Raw genomic sequence first — 16,307 nt, 5'->3', positions numbered from 1 at the left:
ACGCGGCCGCTCGAGAAAGTTCGCCCGAGCGGCCCGGTTTTCTCAGCGACCGCGGCCGCCGCCACCACCACCACGTCCGCCACCGCCGCCGCGGAAAGCAGCTCCACCGCCGCGACCACCACCTCCGTGGAAGCCGCCGCGGTTGCTACCCTGGAAGCCGCCGCCGCTGTAGCCGCCGCGACCACGGTCAAAGCTCTGGAAGTTCCGGCCGGAGTCTTGGTAAAGTCGCCCATAATTGCGGCTCAGTTCGTTCTGGTTGCCGAATTGCCGTCCGGCGCGATCGAAGGACAGATGATCCGGCGCCCGTTGGCGAACCTGCTGGTTGCGGCGTGGTGCGGGTCTCGTTTCAGCACGGTTCTGGATACGCTGCGTGGCTTGGGGCCGGTTGGATGCCGCGCCTTGGGCGGCATTGCGCAGGTTCTCCCCGTCCGGCCTCTGAACCGGTTGCCAGCCATCCGGCGTATGCTTCTGCCATTGGCCGTCCTGACGGCGATAGACGCTGCCATCGCGGCCGGCATAAACGTCACCGCCCTTGCTGCCGGCGATAAAGCCCTTGTCGCCTTCCGAGTTGCGCCAGCGCAGGCCGCCGGCACTCCCGGTTGATCCGCCGCTGATGCGCGCGAACTCTCCGCCGTGCTTGACGGCTACACTGCCCCAGGAGCCGTAAACATTCTGCCCGCCCCGCGCGACCATCGCGTTGCCCGTGCGTGGATTGTAGGCAGAAATGAAACCGCGCTCGCCACCGGGACCCGCCACCGCGCCGCCGCGGAACCGTGTCCCCGTGACGGGGTTATAGGCTGCGCCGAAGACCAGGCCCCTTTCCGGGCCATAGGCGTAGCCATAGCGCCCGAAAGTGCCATAGGCCGGGTTGTACGAGGCGCCGAACCCGTAGCTGATCGGCGGCGGATAATAGGGCCAATCGTCGTCGTAATAGTCCCAATAGGGCGGATAATACCATCCCGAGCCCCAGACGACTGTATCCCAGGCAAGGTAGGTATAGAGATAGCCGAGCGTATAGCCGTACCAGATGGCATCCGGTTCCGTATCGTAGATGCGGACATAGGTCGCGTTATAGACCGGAGACGACGATGGGATCGTGTAGATCTCATCGGCAACGGCGCGCGCAACGGCGAAGGGCCCGGTCGGCGTATCGCCGACGAACCAGATGCCGTCCTTCAAGACGAAATACTTGTCCGCGACCTTGATGACCTGCTCGTTGGCATTGACGGCATAGAACATGGACGTGCCTTCGATCGGCTCGAACTTCGGCTCGCCATTGTAGTGGACGTCCACCTTCAGCGATCCATCCGTCGAAACCCGCGCGAGCTTCGGAATGCTCGCCCGCAGACGCGCCATTGCGCTTTCGGACGTGCCGGGGATCGACGCGCGCACAGCCGAGTAGGAGGCGTCGTCGGGCAGGTTTACGAAATCATCGGGCAGGTCAGGCGTGGCAAAGGTCCAGGGACCTTCGAGTGACGTTGAAGAAAACCACCGTCCGGAAAGAAGCGTGTACCACGTCTTGCTGGCCCGATGGAAAAACACCGAACTGCTCGTATTGGAAATCCAATCCAGCCCGGTGCCCGCGATCGGTTCGAGGGCCGGTTTTCCTTCAAAGATCAGAAGCTCCGCCGGCTTCTCCGAATAGAAAACTTTCGGAACCTGGTTATCGCTGAAGGGCGTGGGCGGAAGAGAGGCCTTTACCCCTTTCCAGTTGTCGATTTCCGGTAGCTTGGAAAAGACATCCGGCACCGATGCCGCTTCAACCCAACCGCTCTCCAAGGTCTTTGTTGTCAGCCAGTTCCTTTCGCTCCGCAGATAGTAGTCTGCCGCCTGATCCACCTTGAAGAGGTCCCAATTCGTATTGACCACGAAGGAGAGGCCCTCAACGCCCTTGACCGGAGCCGTCACCGGCTTGCCGTCCGTCTGCACCAGGATGGCCGGCGTCTCACTGACAAAGATCGGCGGCGGATCGGCCTTGATATCGGGGATATCGGCGAGGCGCTGGAAGTCCGCAAGGCTTGCCGCCAGGCGTTGCTGCGACACGACGATCGGATCGGTCGGGACAAGCTTGCCGATGTCGAGCGCGAGGTCAGCGAGCTGCTGTCGGTCCAGTGCGGAGAAATCGAGCTGCGTGGTGCGAACATCCGTCAGCGTAACATTCTCCGTCGCCTCGTCGGCCACAGTCTTGGCCGAAAGCCCGATGATCCCATAGATCGGCTTGGCGTCGGCGGACGGTTTGAGCTGGGTCGCGACAAGGGCTTCGAGCTCCTTGAAATCCTTCCAGGACGTGATCTGCGGCTGGAAGAGCGTGATCGTCGCGCCTTTTTCGGTGTTGAACATCCTTGGCCAGGCCGGCGCGGTGGCATCGGACTGGTTGAGATACTTGCCGGCAACAAAGCCATTTGCCCCGGCATAACTCACGGCACACCAGGAGGCTTCTGCGTCGCATTCCTTGATGTCGACTTCCTCGCCCTGGGGGATCACGCGCATGGCGTCAAATCCGGTTCCCGGGCCCACCCTGAAGTTCACATTTGCAGTCAGGATGGCGGGATCTGCAAAGGCTGAAGTTGAGAAGAACGAAGCGATCGTCAGGTACGCAAGAAGTCTACGCATGATCACATTCCCTTCCTGGGGTGTATAAGCTGTTCGAAGTCCCTGCATGCTGGAGTGCTACTGAAAGAAACGGACCGCCACGACAAAGTCGCCCGCGTTCGCAGCCGGTTAAAGTCGTTCAATTTCAGGATCATTGCACATTCGGTGATAGGTGCAACTGCGCAGCACGAAATCCTGGCGCGCACCGGCGCGCCTCGCGATCGTGAGGACTCTTCCGCCAAGCTGCGCTGAGCGTCAGCCGAGGTCGCCTGCCTGTTCGAGAACATCATGCGCGCGCTCGATGATCGGCGCATCCACCATGGTGCCGTTCAGCACGAAGGCGCCACGGCCGTCTGCCTGCGCCGTCTTCGCTGCGTCGATCACGGACTTTGCCTAGGCGATCCGTTCTGGGCTCGGGGAGTAAGACGCATTCAGCACCGGGACCACGGACGGGTGGACACAGCTCGCACCATCGAACCCGTGGGCCTTCGCCTCACGAGCGGCTGCCTTCAAGGCATCCAGTCGCCTATAGTCCGCAACCGTCAAAAGCATGCCGAAGGACAGCTTGCCTTCCGCCTTGGCGGCAAGGTGGACCATCAGTTTCGGAAGTCGCAATACGTCTGGCAGCGGTTCTGCGCCCATGCTGGTCGCGATGTCTTCTCCGCCAGCGGCAAGGCCGACCACGCGGCTGACGCGGGCAATCGCGCGCGCATCGAGAACTGCCCCGGCATCTTCGAGGAGTGGCACGAAGGCGACCGGCGGCCTGCCGATCTGCCGCTCAACTGGTGCGAGATGCGCTGCAATATCCTCTAGCTCCTGCGGCGACCGGGTTTTCGCGACATAGAGACCGAACGCGCCGGCGCGGCAGGCGGCCTCTGCATCCGCCATCCGCAGATCCGGCGCCGAATTGATGCGCACAAAGACGGTCGCACCACCGCGTGCCACCTGCGCCACGGCGTCCTTCAACCCATCCCTTGCGGCCTGTTTCTGATCCGAGGCGACTGAATCTTCCAGGTCGAGGATGATCGCATCCGCTCCGCGTTCGTGCGCCTTGGCGATGAATTTTGCGGACGAGGCCGGGACGTAGAGTAGGGAGCGAAGCCTCATGCGGCGCTACCCTGGAGTATCGTCTCGATCGCGCCGCGATCCAGTCCCGCTTCGGCCAGAACTTCCGCCGTGTGTTCCCCAAGCGCTGGTGCCGGCCGCCGCCAGACGCCCGGCGTCTGGGAAAGCCGCGGCACGATGTTGTGCATCGGCAGGCTGCCGAACTCTTCATCCTCCACATCGACGATGATTTCGCGCTCGGCGAAATGCGGGTCCGACGCGGCATCTGCGATGTTGTAGATCGGCCCGACCGTCGCGCCGGCGTCACGCATGATCTTCAGCGCCTCGTCATGGTCGTGCCGGGCAAACCAGCCGCCAACGGCCTCGTCGACCAGATCGCGATTTTTGACGCGTTCAGAATTGGTGGCAAAGCGCGGGTCCTGGTTCATGTCGGCACGGCCGATGATCTCGAAGATCCTCCGTGCGACCTGCGGCGTCGATCCCGACAGCGCCACGTACTTTCCGTCGCGGCAGCGGTAGACATTGCGCGGGGCGGCCGTATTGGAGGCGCTGCCCACGCGCTCCTTGATCTTGCCGGTCGTCTGATAGATCGCCGCTTCTGGCCCGAGCACCGAGAACATCGGTTCCAGCAGCGACAGGTCGATGACCTGTCCTTTTGCGTAGCCGCGATCGCGCGCAAGCAACGCTGTCACGGTGGCCGAGCTGCCATAGACACCGGCGATCATGTCGGCAAGCGCCAGCGGCGGCAGCACGGGCTCGCGATCGGGAAAGCCGGTTCTGTAGGCAAAACCGCTCATGCCTTCGATGATGGTGCCAAAGCCCGGGAACTGCGCGTAAGGCCCCGTCTGGCCGAAACCGGAAATGCGCACGATGATCAGGTTGGGATTGCGGGCGTGCAGCGTTTCCGGCGAAAGCCCCATGCGCTCCAGCGTTCCCGGCCGGAAATTCTCGATGAAGACATCGGCCGTAGCGATCAGTGCCCAGAGCGCCGTCATCGCCGCCTCTTGCCTGAGGTTCAGAACGACGGAGCGCTTGTTGCGGCTATAGGTCTTCCAATAGAGCGAGTGGCCATCATCCTTCCAGTCTCTGAGCGGATCGCCCGCCGGCGGCTCGATCTTGATGACATCGGCGCCGGCATCGGCCAGCTGCAGCGACAACATGTTGCCGGCAACGAGCCGGGAAAGATCCAGAACCCTCGTGCCGACCAGCGGTCCCTTGGCGTCGGGATCGAACTGTCGCTTCGCAAATCCACTCATCGAAGGCGCTCCCCGGTATCCTTGTCGAAGAGCAGAACCTTGTCGGCATCGATCGTCAGCGTCACATCCTGCCCGGCCGAAAGTAGCTTGCCGCCGTGGACGACGACCGAGATATCCTGGCCGCCCATGTCGACGACGATTTCCTGGTCCTCGCCGGTCGGCTCGACGAGGCTGATGCGCCCCGGCACGCCCGTTGTTCCGAGCGTGATGTGCTGCGGGCGGATGCCGCAGACGACCCGCTTGCCAGCCTGCACCTGTCGCCCGAGCGGCAGGGATACGCCGCCCCGGGTCAAGGCCGTCGCTCCCTCTGTGACCGCCTCGATCAGGTTGATCTCCGGCGAGCCAATGAAGCCGGCGACGAAGAGATTGGCAGGATCGTTGTAAAGATCGAGCGGTGCGCCCGCCTGCTCGATCTTTCCGCCGTTCATCACCACAATCTTGTCGGCCATGGTCATGGCCTCGGTCTGGTCGTGGGTGACATAGACCATCGTGCGGCGAAGCCGTTGATGCAGCTTCTTGATTTCGCTGCGCATCTTCACGCGCAGCTTGGCATCGAGGTTCGACAGAGGTTCGTCGAAGAGGAAGGCACGCGGGTCGCGCACGATGGCGCGACCCATGGCGACACGCTGGCGCTGGCCGCCGGAAAGTTCCCGCGGCAGGCGGTCGAGCAGCTTTTCGAGGCCGAGGATTTCGGCCGCCTGGGTAACGCGCTTTTCGATCTCCGCCTTCGGCGCACCGGCGAGCTTCAAGGCGAAGCTCATGTTTTCCGCGACCTTCATGTGCGGATAGAGCGCATAGGACTGGAAGACCATGGCGATGTCGCGCTCCTTGGCCGGCATGTCGTTGACGACCTTGCCACCGATGGTGATCTCGCCAGCTGAAATATCCTCCAGCCCGGCGATCATGCGCAACAGCGTAGACTTGCCGCAGCCCGAAGGGCCGACGAGCACGACGAATTCGCCGTCGCCCATTTCCAGCGAGATGTCGTTGAGCACGGCGACACTGCCATAGCTCTTGCCGACGCTTCTAAGCTCTATCTCGGACATGTTTCCTCCCTTTCTTTCCGCCTCGCGCAGTTAGCGCTCGGCGACCTCAAGCCGGCCGATCGACATGCGCCCGGCAGACGCCATGCGAAGGCCAGCCATGCCGTAGCGCAGCGTCCCATCGTCTGCCTGAAGCAGCCGCTCGCCATCGACGGAAAGCGTCAGCTTGCCACCTTCGACAGTGAGATCGACCGCGTAGCTCCGGCCGTATTCGGTACGGAACGGGCCGCGCGCGAGGATCTTCGTGCCGTGGTCTTCAAGAAGGATCACGGCTTCGCCGTTCTCGAAACCGGCGGCATAAAAGCGGCTCGTACCCTGAGCCCGGGCCACCACCAGGTGCGAGGCACCCGAGTGCGGCTGAAGCTCGGCCTTGACACTGACGTCGCGGAGATAGGCATTGCCCGTCCAGGCGTCCGCGTCGGTTGCGGTATGGGCATGGATGCGGCCTTGCTGCAGGCTCCAATGGCCGCGGTTCCAGGTGAAGCGGGTGATGCCGCCCCATTCATGCGCTTCCTTCGACGGGTCGATGACGGCGCGACCCTTGCCGGATACGGAAAAGTCCGCGAGGAACAGCCGGCCGAGGAATTTCAGGCGCCCGAAATATTCGACCAGGATGCCGATCTCGTCGACCGCCTCGCCGTTGCCGTCGGGGATGGTGAACGCGTAGTCCTGCCAGCCGCTCGCAGACGGCACGTGCCAGGCGCCTGTTTCCTGGATGGCGCCTGTCATGGCGCGGCGAACATAGGGCGCCACACGCAGGTTGCCGTCACCGTTCCAAGGGTCGAGCCAGAGCTTGAACGACACCCTTTGGCCGTCATCGGCAAGCGGCGTGAACATCGGGCGGTAGCGCTCGTCGTCGAAGTCGGAGCGGCGATAGAAGGGCTTCCAGAAAATGCGTCCACCATGCCCGCGCTCGAGACGGTCGAGCAGGATTTCCAGCGATCCCTTGGCGTTATCCGTATGACGCTCCGCCGATGCCTTGACGGCGATCTGGTTGAACGGCTCGGTGCGGAAGCCATGGGTGGCGCCGGGTGCGTCGAAATCGAAGCGAACGCCGCGGCGCTCGAAATCCTCGACCCAGAGCGCCGGAGCCTCCCGTCCCTGCAGGCGGAGCGCCAGCACCGTCAGTTCACGGGCAAAGGAGGGGATGTCGACGACGTTGACCGTACCGGTTACGCCGGAAGCGACGACGAAATCGTTGATCGGCTTGCGGTACTTGTCCCAGCCCGGCTGCACCTTTTGCAGCGTGCCGACGATCGCACCGGCATTGCCGGCGTTGCAGTCCGTGTCCCAGCCGGCCATGGTGGCGATCTCGACGGTGCGCGGCAGATCGCCCTGACCGTAGATCAGGCTCATGATCAAGACGCCGGCATTCGGAATGATGTGGCAGACGCCGGGATAGCGGTCATAGCCCCAATCCGCCGTCAACATGTCGCGGCAGGCACGCCAGTCGTTCCGGTTGCTGTCGTGGAAGCGGAGTACCGCGCGCGAAACCTTGGCATAGAGGGAGTCGGCCGGGATTGTCGCGAGACCCGTCTCGATCACGTCCTCGATGTTCTTGGCAACAAAAGCCTGGGCGATGGCCGCGGCGCAGAAGCGGGCGCCATGCAGGCCCTCGCCGTCATGGGCGACACTTGCCGCACGGGCTGAGGCTTCGGCTGCCTTCTTCGGGTCGGCCGGATGCACCCAGCCCCAGCTGTCGATGAAAATCTGCCCGCCGATCTGCTCGGCAACCGTCGTGCCGTTCTGGGCGATCGAGCCGGATTGCGGCGCCGGAATGCCAGCGCGCAGGTTCTGGTAGGCGGTATGCTCGGTCGAATTGCCGAAGCCGCCCCACCAATACATGCCGTGTTCCTCGGCCGCATAGTTCAGCCAGGTCTTGCCGACCTCTTCGGCGGTGGCGCCGAGACCGTAGTCGCGCAGCGCCCGGATGAAATAGACCGGACCGTTGGTGTCGTCATCGGCAGCGAAATTCTTGAAATCGCGCAGATATTCCGTCACCTCGCCATAGGTGTCCCGGATGCGTTCATAGCTCCAGATCGTCGGCTCGACGGGTGCGCCCAAGCGCACGCCGATCGCCTTGCCGATAAAACCGGAATAGATACGCTCGAAGATTTCTGTGGTGCTGAGCATCGGATACTTTCGAATTCTAGAGACTGGAAACCTGGGTGAGCTCGGGAGCGGCAAAGAGGCCTGCGCGCGCCGTGGCCCGCGCCATTTCGCGTTTGTGGTCGGCCGCCCGGATTGCGGTCACGGTTGCGGTAAACGCATCGGCCGATCGGTAGAGATCGAGCTTGTTGACACGGTCGAGCTGGGAGAGCATCGCCCGGTCGATGATGCTCTCGCCCTGCATGGCGCCGAGGATTGCGCCGGCCATGACGCCGATCGAGTCCGTATCGCGGCCGGAGTTGATGCCGTCGATGATCGACTTGTAGAAATCACCGTCATTGACGACCGCAAAGCCGAGCGCCAGCGGCAGTTCCTCGATCGCGTGCAGACGCGATGGCTGGTAGGCGTCGGTCGCAATGCCGGCCTTCTGCGGCGTGTGCTGCACGTCGTCGCCCATTGGAGAATAGCGCGCGATGATGCGGTGGAATTCGGCGACGACTGTCGCATGATCCGCGCCCTTCAATGAGCCAGCAGCCTCGACGATATCGGCGATCGCATCACGCGTTCCGTCCTTGGCAACGGCCAGCGTTTCTTTGATGACGGTGTCGAGGGTGGTGCCCGGCACGAAAGCGGCGGCGACCGCGGCGGCGAGTACGCCGGCAGCTTCCAGGCCGAAGCTCTGCTGGTGGCCGGAGGCAAAGGCGATGGCCTCATCATAGGCTGCCTTCGGATCACAGGCGTTGGCGACGCCGATCGGCGCGATGTACATCGCCGCGCCACAGTTCACCATGTTGCCGACGCCGCCCTGGCGCGGGTCGCAGCCGGAAAGTTGATGGCGCTGGAAGATCCACTTCTCAGGATAGAACAGCCGCTCGATCAGCATCGTCTCGCGCTGCAGCTCCGGCACCCAGCGCGGCGTCCAGGCAATTTCCCGCACCATGCCCGAGGCCATATCCCAGGCATCGAGATGGCGCTTCACGTCGTCGTAGATCGACATCACGCAGAGCGTCATCAGCGTGTCGTCGGTGACGATGCCGCTGCCGCGGACACGGCCGTTGCGGGCCGCCTCACTCTGCTTCATGCGGTGCCACTCTGTGTCGAGCGATGTCACCCGGCCATAGCGCTGGCGGATTTCCGCAGCGGAGAGCTTTTCGACGGGCGCCCCGATGGCGTCGCCGTAGGCGACGCCAAAGAGAAGCGCCCGAACCCGTCCCTTAAGGGAGAGCCCTTGAGCATCATTTGTCATTGAGAACCGTCCTTGCATATTCGGTCATTTTCTCGCCGCCGGCAGCGTTCCACTCGGAAACGAACTGGTCCCACTGGTCCAGCTTGGCTTCGCCGGAGACGAACTTGTAAACCCAGGCCCGGTAGACGTTCTCCGTGGCGTCGATGTCGGTGGCGTATTCCGCAGGCCAGACGAAGGCGTTGTCCGGCTTGAAGTCGGCGGAGATCGTCTTCAGCGATTGCTGCGCGGCAGCGCTCAGCCACTGAACCGGCGGCTGCCAGTTGGCGGCAACGAGGAAGCGGGCATACCAGGTAGCGAGCTTGTCGGTCGGCTTGATGGTTTCGCCGTCCTTGGTGTACTGCTCGCCCTCAAAGCCGAGCCGTTCAATCGCCTGGCCCTCGGGGCTGGCGATGAAGTCGAGCAACTTGACCACCTCCTCCTTGTGCTCCGAGGTCGTTGCGATCGCGAGACCGCGCGCTTCCTTGGAGACGTCCAGCGCCATCAGGCCCTGGCCGCCCGGACCCTTCGGCGGCGAAAGCAGGCTGAGGGTCACGCCGGGATGGGCCTGGCGCATCTTACCGCCATAGATGTCGATGACCTCTGCGGAGGAACCGAAGATCACCCCGGCACGGCCGGAATAGAACTTGTCTTCCTTCACGTCCCACTTGGTGGTGATGAATTCCGGATCATAGAGACCCTGCTCGCGGAGCGATGCGTAGAAAGCGATCTTTGCCTTTTCCGCGGCCGAAACGCGGGCATGGATCCACTCGCCAGCATCGTTCTTCAGCCAGGTTCCGGTGACGCCAAATGCCTGATTGAAGACGGCGTCGAGCTCTTGAGTGTTGTCGGCGGTGGTAACGCCGTAGCTGTCGGCCTTGCCGTTGCCGTCGAAATCGCCGTCCTTGATCGCCTTGAAGAGGGTGACGTAGTCGTCCGTAGTCTTCGGTGCTTCGACGCCCGCTTTCTCGAGCCAATCCGCGCGGATCACCGGCTGCGGTATGCGCGGCGGGTAGACATAGAGCAGGTAGGGATAGTTCTTCAGCCGCTCGACATTGTGCGGGAAGAGCGCGTCCTTGAGATAGGTCGTCTTCGGCAGCCAGGTGTTCCAGTCCTCCAGCACGCCCTGTTCGGCCATCTTGGCGTCGCCGCCCTGGAAATAGATGAGATCGGGGATATCACCGGACAGAAGCATGGCGCTGAGCTTGTCGGCATAGCCAGAGGACGGCAGGTCGACGACCTGGATATGGATGTCGGTGCCCTTGGCCTTCAGCGCCTCCTCATAGGCCTTCATCAGCTTCACGTCGTCAGGATTGCTCGTCGTGAGATCCTTCGAGACGACGCGGATCGTCACCGGATCGGCGAAGGCGGGCATGGCGACGCTCGCCATCAATGCCATGGCGGTGGTTGCGCCAAGGATCAGTTTTCCAAGCATGTTTGTTCCTCCCAATATGCTATGGCTTTTATGGTTCGGTTCTGCATCGTCAGCCCTTCAGCGCACCGCTCATGGTGCCCTTGGTGAAGAACTTCAGAATGAGTGGGTAGATTGCGAGGATCGGCGCGATCGTAAGCAGGATCATGCCTGCCTTCAGCGCGCGAATGTTGATCTGGCTCGCACCGGTGTAGTTGTTGCTGTCGACGACCCCGACCATGGCGAGCTTGTCGCCCTCGACCACGAACTGGCGCAGCACGACCTGCAGCGGCCATTTTGACTGGTCGTTGAGATAGATCATCGCCCGGAAGAACTCGTTCCAGTGGAAGACGAAGTAGAAGAGAGCGATGGTCGCAAGCGCCGACTTGGCGAGTGGTAGCGCCACGTACCAGAAGATCTGGAAAGGGTTGGCGCCGTCGAGCTCCGAGGCCTCGATCAGTTCCTTCGGCACTTCCTCGAAGAAGCGGACGAGAATGATCAGATACCAGGCGTTCACAACCTTGAAGAGGATCAGAGACCAGTAGCTGTCGAGAAGGCCGAGGCGCTTGTTGATGAAATAATCGGGAATGATGCCGGGCTCAAAGACGATCGTCACCAGCACGAAGACGAAAATCGCGCGCCGCCCCGGCAAACCCGGGCGGGAAAGTGCCCAGGCCATCAGCGCCGTCAGCACGACACCAAGGACGGTGCTGACCAGCGTGATGAAGATCGAGTTCAGGAGGCCGCGCTGGACGGCCGGGTTGTTGACCAGGAGGCTCCAGACGTCGGTCGAAAACCCGTTGGGGACCACCGTCAGGCCGCTCATGCCGGCAACCTTGCCCGGATCCGAAAAGGAGATGGCGAGCAGGTTGAGCAGCGGCTGGACCGTCAGTACGACGAGGAACATCAGCGTCGAGACGATGATCGCATATTCGAGCCGCTCGAGCGGCGTTCTGCGAACGTTGTGGGCGGCCATCACCATACCCCCTTGCCGGTAAGACGTTTGGAAAGAAGGTGGGCGGCGACGATCATCAGCATGCCGAGAACCGCCTTGAAGAGGCCGGCGGCCGTTGCCAGCGAATACTCGCCGGTCTGCAGGCCGATGCGGTAGACATAGGTGTCGATGATATCGATCTTGCTGCGCACCACGTCGTTGGAGAAGTTGATCACCTGGTTGAGGTCGGCGTTCAGGAACATGCCGGCGTTGAGGATGAACAGCGTCGCGATCGTCGGCACGATGCCGGGAATGGTGACGTAGCGGATCTTCTGCCAGCGATTGGCTCCGTCGATCTCGGCCGCATCATAGAGTTCCTGGTCGATGGCGATGATGGCGGCAAGGTAAAGCAGGCTGTCCCAGCCGGCCGATCGCCAGATCTCGGAGAAGACCAGCACCCAGCGGATCGAGCCCGTGTCGGTCATGAAGGAGACCGGCTGCAATCCGAAGAAACCGATGATGTCGTTGACCGCGCCGTCGCTCGGCGAAAGCACCGCGATGAACACGCCGGCGATGACCACCCAGGAAAGGAAATGCGGCAGGTAGATCGCCGACTGGATGAACTTGCGGAAAGCGCCGCCCCGGATCTCGTTGAGCAGCAGCGCAACGATAATCGGGACCGGGAAGACGAAGACGATCTTCATTGTCGAGATGATCAGCGTGTTTATCAGCACCTGCCAGAAGATCGGCGAGGAGAAGAGCGTCTGGAAATGCTTGATCCCGACCCAGATGTTCGGCGGGATGATGCGCAACTGCTCGAAGGCGATCTTGGCTTCCCAGATCGGAAAATAGTGAAAGATCACGAAGAAGATCAGCCCAGGCGCCATCATCAGGTAGTAGGGCCACCATTGCCGCACGTTTTTCGTGACGCTTCGCCGATGGACGTTGGGAACGTTCCCACTTCTAGGCATGGCTGCATCCGCTACAAGATCGTTGCTTACGCTCATTGTTACCTCCCTGCCGCCGTGCGCACAGCTACCGAGGCCGAGACATCGGCAAGCGAACCGCGCTCGACCAGTCGGCACGGCAGAAATATCCGGCCGTGCTCCGGGCGGCCGGCAATCTGATCGAGCAGGCATTCGACCGCGCGAATGCCGATCTGCCGGCCAGGTTTTTCGATCGTCGTCAGACCGGGCCAGGAGAAAGCACCCGCCGGAATGCCGTCGAAGCCAAGAATGGAAATATCCTCCGGGCACCGGAGCCCCGCCTCGCGCACGGCGATCATGGCACCGAGTGCCATCAGGTCGTTGGCGACGAAGACGGCGCGACTGCCTCTCCACGGCCCGGCGAGCAAACGCCCCATGGCCTTTCGGCCACCCTCGACCGTGTAGTCGGATTCCTCCACCAGCAAGATGTCGGGGTCGATGTCGCGCGCGATGCAATGCTCGTGCACGGCGCGCAGGAACCGGGCGCGCGCAAGACGCGACCGCGGGCCGAGCATCAGGGCCGGCGCCGGGTGTCCGCGCTCAACGAGGATATCCATGCCGAGACGGACAGCCTGGGCGATATCCGATCCGACGCTCAAGGTATCCGGAAAACGCTCGGCGCTCGATCCGATGAAAACGAAGGGTAAGCCGAAGCGATCGAGATCATCGAAATTGTCGGCGACCGGATTGATGATCGCGCCATCGACACGGGCGCGCCGCAGGGCGCGAAGATGCGTCGCCTCCGTGCCGGCATCCCAGTCCGACGAGAAGACGAGAAGCGAAATGTCGTCCTTGGCGGCGCGATCCTGGGCGCCGCGGGCGACTTCGGCCCAGAAGGGGTTGGTGATATCGGGAATGACCAGGCCGAGCATGCCGCTGCGCCCCGAACGCATGCCGACGGCCAGATGATTGCGCTCGTAGCCGGTGGCTGCAACGGCCTTCAGCACGCGGTCGCGGGCTTCGTCGGAAATGCTGGCAGAACCCGCCAGAACACGTGCAACCGTGCTCTTCGAGACCCCTGCCCGCTCCGCGACGTCGATAATGGTGGCCCGTTGCCGGGGTCCGTTCTTCATGTTTCCTCCCGGGCCGGAAGCCATCATCAAAGGTGACAGGCCTCAAGCTCGTGGGAACGTTACCATGAGAGTTCACGCATTGGCAAGACATGAAAATCCCGCCTTAACGCAAGGCTCCTTGTCGCCGATTGCGCGCGACCGATCTCGCCGTGGGCATCTTGCCCCCTCACGCCAGGAACGTACTCGACGGATGCGGGGATATTATTGAGCGATCGCCTCATGATACCAGCAAGCCATTGGCTGAAAATAGACTTCCACACATTGTTTCGAACACGCGCCGATCCGGATCAGGCACCGGGCCCGCGCTTCTGGCTCGCCGGATGCGCGGAGGGAAACCTGTGCGAAGCACGCGCGGACCTGCCGGGCGGTCTGGTCGCGGAGCTGGAAGGACTTGCCGCAACCGAACCGCCCTTCGTTCATCCCAGCACGCCTGTGAACCTTGAGTGCTATCTGTCGCTGCTTGGTGATGATGGGCCTGCCGAATACGATTGCGGCCTTGTCTTTGAGTTGCAGCACGACACTCCTCACCAAGGCGATGCGCGGCTCGTTGGCAACGACTCCGAAGAAGGCGACGGATGGGATTCCTGAGGCCTGGTTCGATCTTGGTTTCCACGGCGTTGCCGACTTCTGGTCGCCCTGGTGCGCTGCCATTGTCGACGGTGAAGTCGCCTCCCTGGCATGTGCGGCGCGGCTCACCGATTCCGGCGCCGAACTCGGGCTTGTGACCGCCAAGGCGTTTCGAGGACGCGGTTTCGGCGCTGCTGCGACTGCTGGTTGGTCGCGGCTGCCGACGCTTCGCTCTCGCACCTTGTTTTACAGTACCGATCGAGAAAACGGGTCGTGGAAGCGTGTCGCCTCCCGCCTTGGCCTCCGGCATCACGGCGCGAGCTTGCGGATAACGTGAGCTTAGCTGCCGTGGCCTCGCCCGCTCCACACCGAATGCAGCGCGATCGCTCGCCGCATCGGTTTTTGGTCAACAACGCTTCGGTCAGAACGAGCGGGGCGCGGGATCCAGAAGCTTCACGCTGCCGGCGGTCACCTGGTAGATGGCGCAGGTTCGCTCTACCGAGCCGTCCTTTGTGAACCGGAAGGTGGCCGCCGCACCGACGAAACCGTTTGGCGCGCGGATGCTTTCCTGATTGATGGCGCCTTCCCCCTGGGACCGCACGAGACCAGCCGCAAGGGCGATGACGTCGAACCCATAAGCCGCGTCCGCACTTGCCGCACGCTCGTAGCGATCGAGGAAGCGCGACGTCATCCGCGAGCCGTTTTCCGGGCCGAAGAGACAGAGGTGGCTTCCGGAAAATTCGGGTCGCTTGTAGGCGGCATTCGTCCAACCGGAAGTTCCGACGACCATTGCATTCGGTTTCAGATAGCCGTTGGCCTTGAGTTGCGACAGAGAACCGACCTCCCCCCCTTCCGATCCGATGAGGAGAACCGCATCAATATCCTTTAGCTTTGCCTTGGCGGCCGCGTCACCGGAAAATGTCGTGATGCCGGTCACGGCGACAAGCGCCGGCTTGATGCCATAGCCCGCAAGACCGCGATCCAGCCTTTGCCGTTCGGCGGCAGAGACATCGCTGGGCAAAAGCACGATCAGCCGCTTGCGGCCGGAGGCAAAAGCATAGGAAGCGCCCTCGACAGCGCTATCGATGCGGTCAGAAACGAAGGCGAAGGTGCCGGCCGGCCGCTCGGCGCCGTTGCCGCGCAACGCGAGAAGTGGCGCGCGGGCAGAGCCAAGTCCCTGGCGGACGGTGCTGACAGGCACGTCCGCAACCGACAGCGCAATCAACGCCGCGTTCTGGCCCGCGAGACGCTTGGCGGCGTCCTGGACTTGCTGCGGCGAACCGTCGGTATTTTCGACCAAAAGCGAAAGCTGGCCACCACCCACCTCGTCCACGGCGAGCGACGCCCCGTCGCGGATGTCGCGTTCGCGCACCGTTTCGCCCGACGGCGCCATCAGTGCAGTGATAAGCCCGACACGCGTTGCGCCGGTTCCGAAGGCCTCCTGCGACTTCACCGCATGCTCGGATGCGCGCCGGGCATGCCTTGCCTGCGGCGATTCGACGTCGAGCACCTCAGGGGCGGTGGGAGCGCCCTGACAACCGGCGAGAACGCCAAGCGCGAGCACGCCGAGTGCCAGCCATTGTCGGCACGACGACACGCGCCGTGCCGGGGAAACCACAACGTGGGGCATGTCGATCATACCGGCTGTCTCAATTCATGAAGTGCCGCATTTTGGCGTAGAAGCAATCGCACTTGGCAATGTAGTCCTCGTCACGCCAGCTCGATTGCAGGTAACCATAGGCCTTGCCGCAGGCGACCTTGGTCTCGGACGCCCAGACGAAGGCCGGCCGCGTCGAAGCGATCCAGCGCGGATCGTCGGCAACGGCAATCGCCTCGTCCATGCGCGCCACGACTTCCTTGGTCAGCGTCGCCACGTCCTGATCGACCGTCAGCGCGGACTGGCTGATCTCGGTGCATTGCCGGGCCGCCGGCGCATAGTCGCCGATAAGGTCGGCCGCGAAACTGGATATGGGCATCAGTGCGAGCATCACCCCCGCCAGCATGCTTCTGTTCATGAAAGTTCCCCTCAATATGCGGTTCCCGGATGAT

Annotated in this window: 14 protein-coding genes; 1 reads left to right on the top strand and 13 read right to left on the bottom strand. The window is 62.7% G+C overall.

All coding sequences use genetic code 11. The features are described 5' to 3' along the window. Window positions 1-42 precede the first annotated feature (42 nt). From OVA00_RS36525 to OVA00_RS36475, 11 genes are all read right to left on the bottom strand, one after another. Window positions 43-2,613, bottom strand: a complete 2,571-nt coding sequence (locus OVA00_RS36525; protein WP_268090813.1) for an SH3 domain-containing protein — start codon at window positions 2,611-2,613, stop codon at window positions 43-45. Between the two features lie 234 nt (window positions 2,614-2,847). Beyond that, window positions 2,848-2,976 (bottom strand): hypothetical protein, encoded by a 129-nt coding sequence (locus OVA00_RS36520; protein ID WP_268090812.1) that lies wholly within the window; start codon window positions 2,974-2,976, stop codon window positions 2,848-2,850. A 9-nt stretch (window positions 2,977-2,985) separates the two neighbouring features. After that, entirely contained in the window at window positions 2,986-3,699 is a 714-nt protein-coding gene (locus tag OVA00_RS36515) for an HpcH/HpaI aldolase/citrate lyase family protein (protein WP_268090811.1), read from the bottom strand. Then, on the bottom strand, window positions 3,696-4,913 hold the full coding sequence (locus OVA00_RS36510; protein WP_268090810.1) for a CaiB/BaiF CoA transferase family protein: 1,218 nt from the start codon (window positions 4,911-4,913) through the stop codon (window positions 3,696-3,698). Before OVA00_RS36510 ends, OVA00_RS36515 begins: the two co-directional genes overlap by 4 nt. After that, complete coding sequence (locus OVA00_RS36505; RefSeq protein WP_034798094.1) at window positions 4,910-5,959, bottom strand: ABC transporter ATP-binding protein; 1,050 nt, start codon at window positions 5,957-5,959, stop codon at window positions 4,910-4,912. Before OVA00_RS36505 ends, OVA00_RS36510 begins: the two co-directional genes overlap by 4 nt. A 30-nt stretch (window positions 5,960-5,989) precedes the next feature. After that, window positions 5,990-8,089: an ADP-ribosylglycohydrolase family protein gene (locus OVA00_RS36500; protein ID WP_060581384.1), complete on the bottom strand. Its 2,100-nt coding sequence runs from the start codon at window positions 8,087-8,089 to the stop codon at window positions 5,990-5,992. A gap of 16 nt (window positions 8,090-8,105) precedes the next feature. Beyond that, the gene (locus OVA00_RS36495; protein WP_034798090.1) at window positions 8,106-9,311 is read right to left on the bottom strand and encodes an ADP-ribosylglycohydrolase family protein; all 1,206 of its coding nucleotides are present in this window, start codon (window positions 9,309-9,311) and stop codon (window positions 8,106-8,108) included. Next, entirely contained in the window at window positions 9,301-10,722 is a 1,422-nt protein-coding gene (locus tag OVA00_RS36490; protein ID WP_268090808.1) for an extracellular solute-binding protein, read from the bottom strand. The genes OVA00_RS36495 and OVA00_RS36490 overlap by 11 nt, the downstream gene beginning before the upstream one ends. Before the next feature lie 49 nt (window positions 10,723-10,771). Continuing rightward, window positions 10,772-11,674, bottom strand: a complete 903-nt coding sequence (locus tag OVA00_RS36485) for a carbohydrate ABC transporter permease (RefSeq protein ID WP_034798191.1) — start codon at window positions 11,672-11,674, stop codon at window positions 10,772-10,774. After that, window positions 11,674-12,603 carry an ABC transporter permease gene (locus OVA00_RS36480; protein ID WP_051659403.1) on the bottom strand — a complete coding sequence of 310 codons (930 nt, stop codon included), beginning with the start codon at window positions 12,601-12,603 and terminating at the stop codon, window positions 11,674-11,676. The genes OVA00_RS36485 and OVA00_RS36480 overlap by 1 nt, the downstream gene beginning before the upstream one ends. 38 nt (window positions 12,604-12,641) lie before the next feature. Continuing rightward, a complete protein-coding gene (locus OVA00_RS36475; RefSeq protein WP_034798087.1) occupies window positions 12,642-13,691 on the bottom strand; it encodes a LacI family DNA-binding transcriptional regulator in 1,050 nt (349 codons plus the stop codon). A gap of 204 nt (window positions 13,692-13,895) precedes the next feature. On the opposite strand from OVA00_RS36475, the gene OVA00_RS36470 reads away from it, so the two are divergent. Continuing rightward, window positions 13,896-14,279 carry a hypothetical protein gene (locus OVA00_RS36470; RefSeq protein WP_268090807.1) on the top strand — a complete coding sequence of 128 codons (384 nt, stop codon included), beginning with the start codon at window positions 13,896-13,898 and terminating at the stop codon, window positions 14,277-14,279. A 400-nt stretch (window positions 14,280-14,679) separates the two neighbouring features. On the opposite strand, the gene OVA00_RS36465 is transcribed toward OVA00_RS36470, so the two are convergent. After that, a complete protein-coding gene (locus OVA00_RS36465; protein ID WP_034798086.1) occupies window positions 14,680-15,897 on the bottom strand; it encodes an ABC transporter substrate-binding protein in 1,218 nt (405 codons plus the stop codon). 10 nt (window positions 15,898-15,907) lie between these two features. Then, on the bottom strand, window positions 15,908-16,273 hold the full coding sequence (locus OVA00_RS36460; RefSeq protein WP_060607741.1) for a hypothetical protein: 366 nt from the start codon (window positions 16,271-16,273) through the stop codon (window positions 15,908-15,910). Between the last annotated feature and the right edge of the window lie 34 nt (window positions 16,274-16,307).

Source organism: Ensifer sp. SL37 (genome assembly GCF_026672675.1).
Lineage (GTDB): Bacteria > Pseudomonadota > Alphaproteobacteria > Rhizobiales > Rhizobiaceae > Ensifer > Ensifer adhaerens.
The sequence above is the reverse complement of the archived record's forward strand: the minus strand, read 5'-3'. Positions and strand labels throughout refer to the sequence as shown.

Excerpts from the sequence above, each read along its gene's own strand:
- OVA00_RS36495 (WP_034798090.1), bottom strand. The coding sequence starts at position 9,311 with ATGACAAATGATGCTCAAGGGCTCTCCCTTAAGGGACGGGTTCGGGCG.
- OVA00_RS36490 (WP_268090808.1), bottom strand. The coding sequence starts at position 10,722 with ATGCTTGGAAAACTGATCCTTGGCGCAACCACCGCCATGGCATTGATG.
- OVA00_RS36485 (WP_034798191.1), bottom strand. The coding sequence starts at position 11,674 with ATGGCCGCCCACAACGTTCGCAGAACGCCGCTCGAGCGGCTCGAATAT.
- OVA00_RS36515 (WP_268090811.1), bottom strand. The coding sequence starts at position 3,699 with ATGAGGCTTCGCTCCCTACTCTACGTCCCGGCCTCGTCCGCAAAATTC.
- OVA00_RS36500 (WP_060581384.1), bottom strand. The coding sequence starts at position 8,089 with ATGCTCAGCACCACAGAAATCTTCGAGCGTATCTATTCCGGTTTTATC.
- OVA00_RS36510 (WP_268090810.1), bottom strand. The coding sequence starts at position 4,913 with ATGAGTGGATTTGCGAAGCGACAGTTCGATCCCGACGCCAAGGGACCG.
- OVA00_RS36460 (WP_060607741.1), bottom strand. The coding sequence starts at position 16,273 with ATGAACAGAAGCATGCTGGCGGGGGTGATGCTCGCACTGATGCCCATA.
- OVA00_RS36465 (WP_034798086.1), bottom strand. The coding sequence starts at position 15,897 with ATGATCGACATGCCCCACGTTGTGGTTTCCCCGGCACGGCGCGTGTCG.
- OVA00_RS36525 (WP_268090813.1), bottom strand. The coding sequence starts at position 2,613 with ATGCGTAGACTTCTTGCGTACCTGACGATCGCTTCGTTCTTCTCAACT.
- OVA00_RS36480 (WP_051659403.1), bottom strand. The coding sequence starts at position 12,603 with ATGCCTAGAAGTGGGAACGTTCCCAACGTCCATCGGCGAAGCGTCACG.
- OVA00_RS36475 (WP_034798087.1), bottom strand. The coding sequence starts at position 13,691 with ATGAAGAACGGACCCCGGCAACGGGCCACCATTATCGACGTCGCGGAG.
- OVA00_RS36505 (WP_034798094.1), bottom strand. The coding sequence starts at position 5,959 with ATGTCCGAGATAGAGCTTAGAAGCGTCGGCAAGAGCTATGGCAGTGTC.